General features: G+C 58.1%; 12 protein-coding genes. 5 read left to right on the forward strand and 7 right to left on the reverse strand.

What is annotated here, in order from left to right; all coding sequences use genetic code 11:
* Positions 1 to 52: 52 nt before the first annotated feature.
* The gene (locus tag J0X15_RS08610) at positions 53 to 1,600 is read right to left on the reverse strand and encodes an alanine/glycine:cation symporter family protein (protein WP_206939726.1); all 1,548 of its coding nucleotides are present in this window, start codon (positions 1,598 to 1,600) and stop codon (positions 53 to 55) included.
* Positions 1,601 to 1,617: 17 nt separating this feature from the next.
* A complete protein-coding gene (locus J0X15_RS08615; RefSeq protein ID WP_206939727.1) occupies positions 1,618 to 2,052 on the reverse strand; it encodes a universal stress protein in 435 nt (144 codons plus the stop codon).
* 409 nt (positions 2,053 to 2,461) lie between these two features.
* Between J0X15_RS08615 and J0X15_RS08620 the strand changes: the two genes are divergently transcribed.
* The 3 genes from J0X15_RS08620 to J0X15_RS20355 all read left to right on the forward strand — a co-directional run bounded on the left by J0X15_RS08620 (position 2,462) and on the right by J0X15_RS20355 (position 6,547).
* Positions 2,462 to 2,761, forward strand: coding sequence for a tyrosyl-tRNA synthetase (locus J0X15_RS08620; protein WP_206939728.1), 300 nt, complete (start codon positions 2,462 to 2,464; stop codon positions 2,759 to 2,761).
* A gap of 284 nt (positions 2,762 to 3,045) precedes the next feature.
* Positions 3,046 to 4,614 (forward strand): SulP family inorganic anion transporter, encoded by a 1,569-nt coding sequence (locus J0X15_RS08625; protein ID WP_206939729.1) that lies wholly within the window; start codon positions 3,046 to 3,048, stop codon positions 4,612 to 4,614.
* A 127-nt stretch (positions 4,615 to 4,741) separates the two neighbouring features.
* Positions 4,742 to 6,547: an adenylate/guanylate cyclase domain-containing protein gene (locus J0X15_RS20355; RefSeq protein ID WP_206939730.1), complete on the forward strand. Its 1,806-nt coding sequence runs from the start codon at positions 4,742 to 4,744 to the stop codon at positions 6,545 to 6,547.
* 136 nt (positions 6,548 to 6,683) lie between these two features.
* On the opposite strand, the gene J0X15_RS08635 is transcribed toward J0X15_RS20355, so the two are convergent.
* The 3 genes from J0X15_RS08635 to J0X15_RS08645 all read right to left on the reverse strand — a co-directional run bounded on the left by J0X15_RS08635 (position 6,684) and on the right by J0X15_RS08645 (position 10,354).
* Positions 6,684 to 7,232, reverse strand: coding sequence for a GNAT family N-acetyltransferase (locus J0X15_RS08635; protein ID WP_206939731.1), 549 nt, complete (start codon positions 7,230 to 7,232; stop codon positions 6,684 to 6,686).
* A 29-nt stretch (positions 7,233 to 7,261) separates the two neighbouring features.
* Positions 7,262 to 8,392, reverse strand: a complete 1,131-nt coding sequence (locus tag J0X15_RS08640) for a type III PLP-dependent enzyme (protein ID WP_206939732.1) — start codon at positions 8,390 to 8,392, stop codon at positions 7,262 to 7,264.
* Positions 8,393 to 9,214: 822 nt separating this feature from the next.
* Positions 9,215 to 10,354: a calcium-binding protein gene (locus tag J0X15_RS08645; RefSeq protein WP_206939733.1), complete on the reverse strand. Its 1,140-nt coding sequence runs from the start codon at positions 10,352 to 10,354 to the stop codon at positions 9,215 to 9,217.
* 265 nt (positions 10,355 to 10,619) lie between these two features.
* Here J0X15_RS08645 and J0X15_RS08650 point away from each other — a divergent pair, with 265 nt between their 5' ends.
* The gene (locus tag J0X15_RS08650) at positions 10,620 to 11,345 is read left to right on the forward strand and encodes a response regulator (protein ID WP_206939735.1); all 726 of its coding nucleotides are present in this window, start codon (positions 10,620 to 10,622) and stop codon (positions 11,343 to 11,345) included.
* Positions 11,346 to 12,821 (forward strand): ATP-binding protein, encoded by a 1,476-nt coding sequence (locus J0X15_RS08655; RefSeq protein WP_206939736.1) that lies wholly within the window; start codon positions 11,346 to 11,348, stop codon positions 12,819 to 12,821.
* A gap of 136 nt (positions 12,822 to 12,957) precedes the next feature.
* Here J0X15_RS08655 and J0X15_RS08660 read toward each other — a convergent pair whose 3' ends face one another.
* Entirely contained in the window at positions 12,958 to 13,806 is an 849-nt protein-coding gene (locus J0X15_RS08660; protein ID WP_206939738.1) for a TolB family protein, read from the reverse strand.
* Between the two features lie 202 nt (positions 13,807 to 14,008).
* Entirely contained in the window at positions 14,009 to 14,134 is a 126-nt protein-coding gene (locus J0X15_RS20270; protein ID WP_269439400.1) for a hypothetical protein, read from the reverse strand.
* Positions 14,135 to 14,170 lie beyond the last annotated feature (36 nt).

Consider the following 14,170-nt stretch of genomic DNA (forward strand, 5'->3'; position numbering starts at 1 on the left):
GGCCCGGAGCAATGGCCCCGGACCCTTCGTTTTGGAAGCCTGAGCTTTGCGCTTACTTGAATTTCTTGATTTCGCCAGATTGCAGGCGGGTCAAGTAGCTGGTCAGTTCCTCACGAACGATCGGCATCAGCACGTAAAGGCCGATGATGTTGACCACAGCCATGGCAAAGATCGCGGCGTCTGAGAAATCGATCACCGGTCCTAGATTGGCCGCAGCACCAATCACGACAAAGATGCAGAAGATGACCTTGAACGTCAGCTCCTTTGTCTTGCCTTCCCCGAACAGGAAGGTCCAGGCCTTGAGGCCGTAGTAGGACCAGGAGATCATGGTGGAAAAGGCGAACAGGATGACCGCGATCGCCAGCACGTAGGGGAACCAGGAAATCGCCGAGCCGAAGGCCGCAGACGTCAGCCCGACGCCGGATGCCCCCGTTACCGTGACGATAGCCCCGTTCTCGATAATGTAATTGCCGGTTGTCGGGTCTACAGTCAGCTGCTGGGTGATGATGATCACCAGAGCGGTCATCGTACAGATCACGACGGTGTCAATAAAAGGCTCCAGCAGCGACACGAAGCCTTCCGTGACCGGCTCCTTGGTCCGCACGGCGGAGTGCGCGATGGCGGCAGAGCCGACGCCGGCTTCATTGGAGAAGGCGGCGCGTTTGAAGCCCTGTATCAAGGCCCCTACAAGTCCGCCTGCAACGCCGAGACCGCTGAAGGCACCCTCGAAAATCTGACCGAAGGCCCAGCCGATCTTGTCGGCATTCATCAAAATGATGATCAGTGCAGCTACCACATACAACACACCCATGAAGGGGACGACTTTCTCGGTGACCCTTGCAATCGACTGAAGCCCCCCGACGATCACCGCAAAGACGATGCAGGCAAAGACCAGACCAGTAATCCAGCCCGGGTATTCCCCGACGATGCCGGCAATTTGTTGATGTGCCTGGTTGGACTGGAACATGTTGCCGCCGCCAAGGGCCCCCAGAATACAGAAAATGGCAAAGAGGATGGCCAGGACCTTGCCGCCGGGAGCACCACGTTGGGCAAACCCCTTGGTGATGTAATACATCGGTCCACCGGAGACGGTGCCATCGGCATATTCATTGCGGTATTTCACACCGAGCGTACATTCGGTGAACTTGGAGGCCATACCCATCAGGCCCGCAAGGATCATCCAGAATGTAGCTCCCGGTCCGCCAATACCGATGGCGACCGCGACGCCGGCGATGTTGCCGAGGCCCACCGTGCCAGAGAGCGCGGTGGCCAGCGCCTGGAAGTGACTGACTTCGCCGGCATCATTCGGGTCGGAATAGTCGCCCTTCACCAGGGAGATGGCATGACCAAATCCGCGAAATTGAATGACACCGAAGTAGACTGTGAAAATTGTCGCCGCGACTACGAGCCAGGCCACGATCCAAGGAAAGCTGGTTCCGGGGAATGGCGAGAAAATGAGACTGACAAACCAGCCCGTCGAGGCGGCAAAAGCCGCGTTCACTTGCTCATCAACGGACTGCGCCGCTGCCGAGCCGGGCAGATGTAGCGTGAAAAACACAAGGAGCGCGCCCAAGGCGGCCGAATATCTTGAAAAGGACATGGTACCCCCAGAACATATTATGGAATGATTGTTACCGGCACATCAGCATGGGCCGCAAGCGAACCGGCCACAGACCCGAAAACCCGGTCGGTAAAGCTGCTCTTGCCTGTCCGTGCGACAAAGATCTGCGAGGCGCCGACATCCTTGGTGATGCTCATCAGCACTTCTACAATATTGCCGTAACGAATGACGCCTTCGATCTGGTCGAAATCTTTCTGGTACTTGGCAATCAATGGCTTCATCACGCTTTCTTCAGCGCGGCTCAACTCCTCCTTGCGGCGACGATGACGCTCTTCCACCTCTTGTTTGGTCAGGAAAGAATAAGGCGACCACTCCAGCACATGTGCAACGACAAGGCTGGCATCACACAGCTTTGCCTGCTTTATCGCAAAAGCGATTGCCGCCTCCGAAGCGCTGCTGCCGTCATAGCCAACGACGAACTTGATACTCATAATATGCCCCCTGTTTTTATTTGGCTTTTTCATTGAAGCACAGGTTATCGGCGCTGTCACAAGAGCTTAACAAAAAATTAACTTGACCAAACAGCAGAAGCTTCGAGTCTTAAATCATATACAGCTACGGAAGCTGTGGTTGATTACTGTTTTTTCAATTGCTGCAGTTGCTTAGCCAGCTCAACCGAAGGCGCGTAGCTCGACAGCGCCTGTCCCATTTCCAAGCCAATGTCTGAGACACACGGCAGCCAAACTGACCTTTGATGCCAAACCACCAAGCCGTGATGCGGGTCACATCCAATACTAATAACGTCGCTTAGGGTTGTTTCATCGACGGGCCACAGAGACCCGACAGGACCCAAAAAACAGACATTACCGAGATACACCCTATCCAGATGAGGACGAGAGCATGTTCAAAAAGATCGCAGCATCCACCCTGACCGCCGCCATTATCGCCACCTCCGCCATGGCCGTTTCAACCAGCTCAGCCAGTGCAAAGAATGGCCGCAACGCCGGGATCTTCGCTGCCGGGGCCATCATTGGCCTGGCGACTGGCGCCATCGTTGCCTCCACGGCCCGCCCGTCCCATGCCAACCCGCGTCCGGTGTATGTTGAGCCACGTCGCCGCTGCCACAATGAACCGGTACAGCGCTGGAACCCGTACCGGGGCCATTATGAAGTCGTCGCCTACAAGCGCGTTTGCTACTGAGCTGCGTTCGGGCTCCCTGGCCCGAACCACTCCCCGCCCCCCCGACAAAAAGCCTCCGGCTCCCCACCCGGAGGCTTTTTTGCCGTGAAGACGGAACGGGGACGACGTCAGGCTGGATGTGCCGGAGCCCGCCTGCAGCTGGTTGCCGCAACGCGAAAATGCGGCTAGAACGAGCGCAGTTACACCGAAGGTTCGCCCTGCCGTCTCCTCCTTATTGCCCGGCACTGCGGCAGACCCGACAACACTCGTCAGTCATCTAGACGCCAGACACATTGGAGACTTCCTTGTCCGGACGTGCCGAGGCGCTTGCGCCCGTATCCGTTAAACTGACCCCGTTGCGTATCAAGACCGAAGTTCTCGCCGGTCTGACCGTAGCGCTGGCCCTCGTGCCGGAAGCCGTGGCCTTCGCCTTCGTGGCCGGGGTCAATCCGCTGGTCGGCCTGTATGCCGCCTTTTTCGTGGGCCTCATCACTGCCTGTCTCGGTGGTCGTCCCGGCATGATCTCTGGCGCCACCGGGGCCCTTGCCGTGGTGATGGTTTCGCTCGTTGCCCAACATGGGGTGGAGTATCTCTTCGCCACTGTCGTGCTGATGGGCATCATCCAGATAGTCGTCGGCATTCTGCGCTGGGGCAAATTCATCCGCATGGTGCCGCATCCGGTGATGCTCGGCTTCGTCAACGGCCTGGCCATCGTCATCTTCCTGGCCCAGATGAGCCAATTCAAGATGCCTGACGGCTCGTGGCTTGCCGGTATGGATCTTGCCGTCATGCTCGGCCTTGTCGGCCTGACCATGGCGATTGTCTGGTTGCTACCGAAGGTTACTTCCGCCTTCCCGGCACCGCTGGCCGGCATTCTCGCCTGCTCCGCATTGGTTCTGGGCCTGGGCATCGACACCCGCTCGGTTGGCGATCTGGCCTCTATCGCCGGGGGCTTGCCGGAGTTCCACATTCCGATGGTTCCGCTCAACTGGGCAACCTTCGAAATCATCCTGCCCTATGCGATCATTCTTTCCGCAATTGGTCTGATCGAAAGCCTGCTGACGCTCAATCTGGTTGCCGACATGACAAACACCAAGGGGGGGGCATCACGGGAATGCGCGGCTCAAGGTCTTGCCAATCTGGTCACCGGCTTTTTCGGCGGCATGGGCGGCTGTGCGATGATCGGTCAGTCGATGATCAACGTGAAGTCAGGGGCACGCACCCGAATTTCCGGCATCGTTGCCGCACTCTTCCTGCTGTCCTTCATCCTCTTCGCCTCTGGCCTGATCGAACAGATCCCGGTTGCAGCGCTTGTCGGTGTGATGTTCATGGTCGTGATCGGCACCTTCGCCTGGGCAAGCTTGAAGATCATGCACAAGATCCCGCTGACGGATGCCCTGGTGATTGTGATCGTAACCTGCGTGACGGTTTATTCAGACCTTGCCGTGGCTGTTGTCGTCGGTGTGATCATTTCCGCCCTCACCTATGCCTGGAACGCAGCCTCCCGCATTAGAGCGCGGATAGGCACCTCCAAGGAAGGCTGGAAGGTCTACCGTCTGTCGGGTCCGTTGTTCTTCGGCTCGACGACCGGTTTCGCCGATCTGTTCGACATCGAGAACGACCCGGAAGACGTCGTGATCGACTTCATCGACAGCCGGGTGGTCGATCACTCCGGTCTGGAGGCCATCGACGCGATTGCCTCGAAGTACCTCGCCGCCGGCAAGAAGATCCACCTGCGCCATCTGTCGCCAGATTGTCAGAAGCTTCTGGACAAGGCCGGCAACCTGGTTGAGGTCTCCGTTCTGGAAGATCCCGACTATGAGATTGCAGTCGACTACGGCGACAAGTTCGACAAGAACGCGTCTGCTACCTAGGAGCAGCCTCAGAGAGGCTGAACGACAGGAGCTCCCGACCTACGGGGGCTCCTTTTTTATTGTCTGGCTCAGGCCCCCGGTCCACCCTTGAGACCTGATTCCGTTCAAGCGAAAGCGACCGCATACCGTGATCTCACGCAGCAAGCTCCGCCTTACCCCGACGCTGACCACTCTCATCGGCACTTTCGTACTCCTCACCGCCTCTCTGGTGCTGGCTGTTCAGGCTCTGACCTCCGAAAAGATCCTACGGAGCCTCGGAGCCAATCTTGTGGTTGTGAGTACAAAAGCACTGGAGGCGGAATTCAATGAACGACTGGACGGCATCGAGGAACAGGCGCGATTTGCCTCCCGCGCACTGATCGACGGCTCCATCCTGCTGGATCGGGAGGAGGAGCTGACCAGTTTTCTCTATGGCACCCTGGCTGGAACGCCGGAAGCGCAACTCATTCTGGTGATCAAACCGGATGGGCAGACGTTACAAGTGGACCGGACTGGACCTGACGACGTTCTAGTGCCCAAACGGGCTCACATGGACCGGTCGCCCGATCTGCAGAAACTTGAACAGGACATACGCGCCTCGCCTCTCGGCCGCTGGTCAGAGGTCGAATACATTGCTGCACGGCAATACAGCTACGCCTCCTTCGCCGTCCCCATTCTCGACAACGGCACCTACAAGGGTCTGGTTCTGGTGGGCGTTTCCCTGGCCGACTTGTCACAAATCACCCGAACACTCAGCCATGGCGCGCTCAAGGTCTTTCTGATGCTTGGGAACGATCGGATCCTGGCTCATCCGCAGCTTGAAGACGCGCGCAAGAAACTCTCTCATCACGAGCCGCTACTGGCACTTGAGCACTCCCCCGATAACTTTCTCGCCGATTTGAACAAGCACGAAACATTTGAATCGGATGGACTTCTGCCGTCGGACATGAGCGCTAAGATCGGCACGACCCGAGATGGTGAAACACGCTTCATGGTGCTGGTCGATACACAGCGAACATTCGGCAACGAAACCGTGAAGTTGGGAGTCCACTTCCCCTCCTCTGTCCTGCAACAGCCATTCGAACAACTCCATCAGGCCATGCTCATAGGCCTCGCCTTGCTTGGATTGGCACTGGTCGGCGCCGGCCTTCTCGCTCACTTCATTGCCACGCCAATTCGCCGGGCGGCGGCCAGTGCACGCGCAGTGGCAACACTCGACCTCGACCGGGTACCGACCCTGCCGGGCAATCCTGTGCGGGAGCTGAATGACCTGGCAACCGGATTCAACTCGATGGTGTCCGGCCTGAACGCATTCCTGCGTTACATGCCACGCTCGCTTGTAACCAAGCTTGTGAGCGAGGGCGTGCACGAGGCGCCGCCGGAAGGCAGGACACTCTCCGTTCTCTTCACCGACATTGCCGGGTTCACCCAGGTCTCCGAGGGAATGAGCCCAGAGGAAACCGCAAGCTTCATCAACCACCATTTGACGCTGATTGGTCAGGTCATCGACCAGCACGCGGGTACGATCGACAAATACATCGGCGACAGTGTCATGGCCTTCTGGGGGGCTCCGAAAAGCCTGGAAGACCCGGCCGTGCCCGCAGCGCTCGCCGCCCTCGACATCGCAAGAGCACTGAAACAGGACAATTTGGTGCGGCGACAGGCCGGGTTGGAACCGGTACGGATCCGCATCGGGGTTCATAAGGGGCCGTTGATTGTCGGTGATATCGGCGCCCCAGGCCGGGTCAATTACACGGTCATTGGCGATACAGTAAATGCAGCTTCCCGATTGGAGAGCCTTGGAAAGGATGTCGATGAGGATGCTGAGGTCTGCGTGCTGGTGTCCCGGCAGATTGCAGACAGCCTGCCGCCAGCAGTCCGACGAGAAGACTTGGGCCCGCGTAGCGTCAAAGGAAGGCAGGAAACCCTGGACGTTGTTCGCCTTTATCCCTGAAAACGGAGGCGTACTTTAAGTCGCATTTCCCATCACCTTCTCCTCCTGGATCGACGGCACGCGCCCGACAGGCAAAGACGTTCGCAGACAAGGAACAAGACCGACCGGGCGCTCCTTCCCGACCGGTCCCAGTCCGTCAAGCTGCGTGTTTCAGCTGCACGCCGATTTCAAACGGCTGGGCAGCAACGAAGTCCATCGCACCAGCTGCCTGCAGACAGCCCTGCAGCTCGCTTACAGCGCCGGAACGGAATTCGACCGCCAGAAACCGTGCCTGCTCAACCGGCCCCGGCAAAGTGATGCCATCGAGGCAACCCTGCAGGAAACCAAAGCGCTGATAGTAGGCGAAGTCGCCGACCAGCAAAACGCTGCCATGCCCGGCCAAGGCAGCCTGGTTCAGCGCGTGACGCATCAGACGGCCGCCAACGCCGCCAGCCCGGCAAGTGGCATCGACAGCCAACGGACCCAGCAGCAGTGCGGGGCGGCCATTTGCGTCCACCACATGCCATAGACGCACGGTGCCGACGAGGGTTCCATCCTCATCAAGAGCCGAGTAGGCAAACGCCGGAAGCCGGCCTTCACGCAGGCGTTCCGAAGTCTTTAAAAACCGATCAGGGCCGAAACTCAGGTCGAGAAGAGCCTCACGCGCACCTATATGAGCCGGTGTTTCGTCAACAATATCAATCATTTTCGTATGCCCTAAAAGCTTACGTCAGCTCAGATCACGTGGGAGGCAAGCGGCGCAAAACCGTTGAAGCCAACCGTCGAATAGGTTGTGGTGTAGGCACCACAGGCCTCGATCAGAACCTTGTCGCCAATGGAAAGCGACACGGGCAATTCGTAGGGCGTCTTTTCGTACATGACGTCGACGCTGTCGCATGTCGGGCCAGCCAGAATACAGGGAGCGGTCTCATCGCCGTCCTTTGGCGTGCGGATCGGATAGCGAATGGCTTCGTCCATGGTCTCTGCTAGGCCATGAAACTTCCCGATATCCAGATAGACCCAACGCAATTCATCGTCGCTGGACTTCCTGGAAATCAGAACCACCTCCGCCTCGATCATGCCGGCATTGCCGACCATGCCGCGGCCTGGCTCGACAATCGTGATTGGCAGACGGTTGCCGAAGTGCTTGGTCAATGCGTGGAAGATCGCTTCGCCGTAGCTCGGCACACCTGGCACGTCCTTGAGGTAACGGGTCGGGAACCCGCCCCCCATATTGACCATTTTCAGCTCGATGCCTCGTCGGGACATTTCGTTGAAGACGTCGGCAGCCATGCCAAGCGCGAGGTCCCAGGCCCAGAGGTTGGCTTGCTGGGATCCGACGTGGAACGAGACCCCATAGGCTTCGAGACCGAGACAGTGGGCGCGCTCAAGCACATCGGGCGCCATGGCCGGATCGCAGCCGAACTTACGGGAGAGCGGCCATTCGGCCCCAATACCGTCGCAGAGTACCCGGCAGAAGACGCGGGACCCGGTTGCGACACGAGCAATTTTTTCGACTTCTTCGACGCAGTCGACGGCGAAGAGACGAACCCCAAGGGCATACGCGCGGGCAATATCACGTTCCTTCTTGATGGTGTTGCCATAGGAAATGCGAGAGGCGGCTGCGCCGGTTGCCAGCACCATTTCGATTTCGCCCACAGAGGCGCAATCAAAGGAGGAGCCAAGCTCATGGAGCAGATTGAGGACTTCCGGCGCCGGGTTCGCCTTGATGGCGTAATAGACCGAAGTGTCTGGCAGTGCATTGGCAAAGGCAGCGTAATTATCGCGTACAATGTCCAGGTCCACCACAACACAGGGGCCATCCGTCTGGCGGCGACGGAGAAAGTCAAGAATACGTTCGCTCATCGGGGGGCTCCCCAAAATCTAATCACGTCGCAGGGAGCCACACGTGCGACAGCGCAATCCCCCGGTTTGGAGCCGGCAGGCGTGGTCATTCGTGTGGCGACGGTTGGGCACTGACAGCCGTTGAACAAACGGACAGACAAGCGCTTTCCCGCGTCGGGAATGCCGTTGATTGGATCGGGAGATACCGAACCGCACGTCAGGCAATGATGTAATAAGTGCCTCGTCAGTAACCCCGGAGGTTGGAACCCCGGCAGAGACCAGAAAGGCCCTCTTACGTCGTTGCTTTAAGTCATCCGGTTTGCTGTCGATCGACCCGAGTGTTTTCTCAGGGGTGGATTACGGCAGCGGCCCCATAATTTGGTGGATGACCACGGGCACGTGCGAATTTGGGCTGCAGTGTTTTTGCGCCCATTTAAATTTCAGATCAAGCGTTTTTTTAAGGTTAGATGGATTTTTCACGCATTCAAATTTCGCGAAAAACTCCAAGCAAACCCTGAGGTTTCTCGGAGAAAATGTGATCACATTTCTAAACAGACTGTTTGGCAGGACGTGCCCCACTTTGTGGTGTACACGCCCTGCCAAACAATTGCGTAGGGGTCAAAGGTATGGGGCCATAACCCCTACGCCAGTCATGCACTTTGTTCGCCGGATCTGCGCCCAGCTGTATTCGCTGGATCTTCGCCCAGCCGCAAGATGATGTAACTTATTCAACTAGGGCTTGGATATCCGTATGATACACTACACTACGGCTATTCTGCCGATTTTCAGGAAAAAAAGAGCCACCCGAGGGTGGCTCTAAGTGTTTTTATGTAAGTATCAAGCTTAACTGCGCTCACCACGAGGTCCGTGGTTTCCCCGATCATGATCACGTTTGTGATCCCCGTGGCCGAACGAGCCGTATTTCCCATCCTTGTGCTGGCGCTTCTTGGCGAAATCCGCTGAGGTCAGAACCCCATCCTCGTTGCGATCGAGATGCTTGACCAATTCCGCCTCACGTTCTGAATACTCAGTGAGCGTGATACCTAGACTTCCATCGGCGTCCAGTTTCTGGAACATCCTGACCACACGCCCATTGCCGAGTTCGGCCCAGACCGTGCCGAACTCTTCCAATGAAAGTCCGGCCGATCCATCAGAGTCAGCCTCCGAGAAAAGGCTGGCACGCTTGGCATCGAATTCCTCACGTGTCAGCTTTCCGTCTCCATCAGCGTCAAAACTGGCGAACATCTCCATGCCGCCACGCGGACCGTGGTGTCCCTTGCCGTGGAAGCCTCGACCGTCGCGACGGCCTTCGCCATCCCCACGCCGTCCATCCCGCTCAGACTTACGGGCGTGATCACGCTCGCCGTCTCTGGCCTTGCCACCGTCGCGCTCGGCTTCGTCCGCATCGCCGGATTCAGGACGACTCGGGCCATCATCGTCGATGTCGCCAGACTTCATATCGGGCTTCATGCCGGGTTTCATGGGTCCGCGCTTACCGAAGCCACGCTTTTCCAACACACCGTCGCCATCCCGGTCCAGGCGGGAGAACAGCTTGTCAGCTGCGGCATCCGTTTCAGCCTGTGTCACAGTCCCATCGCCATCAACATCGAAGCGCTGGAACGCCCTGACCTGCATGGGTTTGGTCCTTTCAGCCAGAGCCGTCTTGAATTCCTCCAGGCCGATCTCGGCATTCCCGTCGCGGTCAGTCTCGCTGAAGCGGGTTGCGACGACCGCGTCGATTTCTTCCTGGGTAATCACACCGTCGGAATTCGTGTCGAAGTCGCTGAAGAGCTTCTTCGCCATACGTTTGCCATGGCCGCCTTTTTTGCCAAAGCCCGGCCCTTTATGGCCAGCGAATTCCACCTTGGTGAATGCGTTTGCGCCCTCACGCAAGGTTTTGCCCCCCTCCGCGTGTGCAGTCACCGCGGCCCCGGCCACCCCTGCAGCCAGAAGTGCGATCGTCAGGGTCTTCATCGGTTTCATGCCAGTCTCCTTTGGGCAGTGTTGCGATGACCTGAACTTAGGAACTGCTTGTCTCAAAACTACGGCAGGATTCGAGAGAAGTGTGATCATCTGTGGCGGTGGAGGTCAGGGATACATCTCGTTACAGTTTCCGCCAATTGCGCTGTTCCCTCAGGCCTGTAAAACAGTCGGAGGACGTGCGATCTCTTGGAAGAAGAGACAAAACAGCGGTCGCACCGGCGTCTGTCCACGCCATGACCGCCAGCATCCAAGACGGAGACTATCTGTGCAATCGCCCAGCCCCCATATTCTGATCGTCGATGACCACCGGGATATTCGCGAAACCCTGGCCCGCTACCTGGTCAAGAACGGCCTGCGTGCAACAGCGGCAGAGAATGCCGCCCATGCCCGCAAGGCGCTCAAGACTGCAGCCATAGATCTGGTCGTGCTGGACATCATGATGCCGGGAGAAGATGGCTTGTCTCTGTGTCGGCACCTTGTGGAGAACGGCTCCTTGCCAGTGATCCTGCTGACGGCCATGGCGGACGACACCGACAGGGTGATCGGGCTTGAGATCGGCGCAGATGATTATGTCACCAAACCGTTCAATCCGCGCGAGCTGCTGGCACGTATCCGCGCCGTCCTACGCCGCACAGGCAACGCGCCGAAGGAGCGTGATCCCGTCGAGCAGGAAACCCTGGGCTTTGAGGGTTGGCAGCTGAGTGTTCCCAAGCGCGAACTGACAGATCCCGACGGTGTGGCCGTACCTTTGTCCAGTGGTGAGTTCCAGCTGCTTTGCGCATTCCTGAAGCGGCCGAAGATCGTGCTCAACCGGGACCAGCTGCTGGATCTGACCACAGGACGCGCCCCTGCGGTCTTCGACCGATCCATCGACAATCAGGTTTCCCGCTTGCGGCGCAAGGTCGAGGTGGACAGCAAGGACCCGAAACTGATCAAAACCGTGTGGGGCGGCGGCTACATGTTCACGGCAGACGTGGAGGCAAACGGCTAAGTGGCAAATTTGCGCAAGTATTTGTGGCCGACCAGTCTGTCTGGCCAGCTGATCGGACTGCTGGTTCTGGCTATTGTCTTCGCCCAAGGTGTGAGCCTGTGGGTTTTTCACGACGAGCGCCGCATTGCGCTGGTCGAAGTCGCTCGCGACAATATCCTGATGCGCGCGGTCGCCACCGTCAAACTTCTGGAAGAGACACCCGATGCGATCCATGGCCGCATTCTTGATGCCGGGCGCAGTCGCTTTTCCTCGTTCTGGATCGACGATACGCCTATCGCCAAGGCCACCAATCCGAGCAACACCGAGCTTCGCCTGATCAGCTATCTGCAAAAGCAGTTCGATCAACCGCGCAACATGCAGCTGGATCTGGACCGACGCGATCGGAGCAAAAAAAAGCACGACGACAAGAAGTGGGACAAGTTGAAGCCTGACGCAGAACGCTGGTCCGACGATGAGAAACCCGACGGCGTTGATGGCAAGAGTGCAGACCGCAAGGCCTGGGAAAAAGCCCGCGAAAAACTCTATCGCAAGCGTCGTGAGCACGTCGACCTCGCCTTGTCGATCCAGCTGCCGGATGGGAGCTGGTTCAACGCCAACACGGACTATCGCCCTCCCCAGCGCTCCATAGCGCCCTTTCTCGTGCAAATGCTTTTGACCATCGTGGCGACTAGCGTGATCGTCGCCCTGCTGATGCGCCGGATCTCCAAGCCGTTGCGGCAGCTCGCAGGAGCAGCAGAAAAACTGGGCCGGGGTGAAAGCATCCAGCCGCTGGATGAAAAAGGCCCCGCTGAAATTGCGGCCCTGACGCGGGCATTTAATGACATGCAGAACCGACTGACCCGTTTCGTCCAGGACCGAACGCGCATGCTGGCTGCCATCAGCCACGACATGCGCACCCCCATCACCTCGCTGCGCCTGCGGGCGGAGTTCATCGAAGATGATGAAAACCGCGAGAAGATTATCGAAACGCTGGACGAAATGAGCCAGATGACGGAAGCAACGCTGGCCTTCGCCCGGGATGAAGCCACCAGCGAAGACGCGCAAAAGCTGGACCTCGGCAGCCTGCTGACCAGTCTGGCCGACGATCAGCAGGACCTGGGCCATAACGTAACAGCAGAGGACCATGGCCGTCTGGTGATCCGCTGCCGCCCCTTTGCCCTGAAGCGGGCCCTGCGCAACCTGATCGACAATGGCGTGAGCTACGGTGAGGCCGTGTGTTTGTCCTATGCAGACATCAACGGCCATGCGCTCATCCGCGTGCGGGACAAAGGCCCAGGCATTCCGACTGAAAAACTGACGGATGTGTTCGAGCCGTTCGTTCGCCTGGAAGAAAGCCGCTCGGAGGAAACAGGCGGCATCGGCCTGGGGCTGGCCATCACCCGCTCGATTATCCACGCGCATGGCGGTACCATCACCCTGAGCAACTCGGCCGATGGCGGCCTGCTGGTGGAGGTCAAATTGCCTTTGGGCGTGTGAGCCCCCCACCTGCGGTCCCGGACGAGATCCGGAACTGCAGGCACCAGCTTTCAGGCGTCTACAATGTTCAGATAGTGCGCCTTGTGTTCAGTTTGCGGATAGACGTCAAAAATAACTGCAATCACGTCTTGGTCTCTCAGTCTTCCGGTTCATAGCGGACGAAGGCAAAGGCGGAGCCGTCGGGGGCCCAGGAAGGAACATTGATCGTGCCCTGGCCACCAAAAAGCGACAGTAGGGTCTCCATGTTCTGCCCTTCCTCATCCATCAGGCGCAATTCGACCGTCTTGTCGCGCGGATGCCCCGTAACGCCAGCCTCATAGGCGAGATAGACAAGCTTTCCGCCAACAGGCGCCGGATGGGGGAACCAGTTCACCCTTTCATCAAACGTCAATTGGGTCAGATCACTGCCATCGGTGCGCATGCGCCAGATCTGCATTGAGTCGCCGCGACTGGAATTGAAGTAGATCCAGGTCCCACAGGGGCTGTAATCGGGTCCGTCCGCATGGCCGAGGCCATCCGTCAGCCGGGTCTCCTCCCCGCCATCGCGGGAGATCGTGTAGATGTCGTACACCCCTGCCCGCGCACCACAATAGGCCAGCGTTGCTCCATCGGGAGACCAGCCATGCCAGTAGGACGGCGCCAGATTGGTGACAGGAACCGGTGTGCCCCCCTCAATCGGCACGCGATAGATTTGCGACTGGCCGGTCTCGCTCTGATCGCTGATGACGATCTCCCGACCGCAGGGCGAAACGCCATGGTCATTGTTGCAAGAGGTGGCGAACTCGGTGTTAATCGGGTCGAGTCGAGGAAAACCCTCTGCTTCCTCATCTCGCTCCAGGTCAATGCGAAACAGACCGCCATCACCATTGACGATCAGGGCAGAGCCGTCTGGCAACCAGTTGGGCGCCTCCACCAACACGTCGGTCTGAAGGACCACGCGGGCCTTTCGGGTTTCCATGTCATAGATTTCTACAGAACTGCGCATTGGCTTCCTCCCATCGCACCTGCTTCTGAAAATCATCTAAACACAAAAAACCCGGCACGAGGCCGGGTTGTATTCAGTTCGTGCACATCGGAGTCTTTTTTGCAGCTCCTTCACCTGCTTCCTTGATGATGATGAAAGCAGGAATCTCGGATCACCCCTTCTCCGGCGCCGCGGGTGCCTTTTCCTGCGGTGGCCTGTCAGATCAGGCGTAGACCTTCTTCGCTTCAGACAAGAAACGGTAGAGCGAACCCGGCAGCCAAGGCAGACGATCTCGGTTGAAATCCTGCCGCTGCTTCACAAGTAGTGATCGAGCGATTTGAAGATTCATTTCCGGTCTCCTTTAATTATTTGTCTTTCGATCTAT

The sequence above is a fragment of the Roseibium limicola genome (assembly GCF_017313085.1).
GTDB lineage: Bacteria > Pseudomonadota > Alphaproteobacteria > Rhizobiales > Stappiaceae > Roseibium > Roseibium limicola.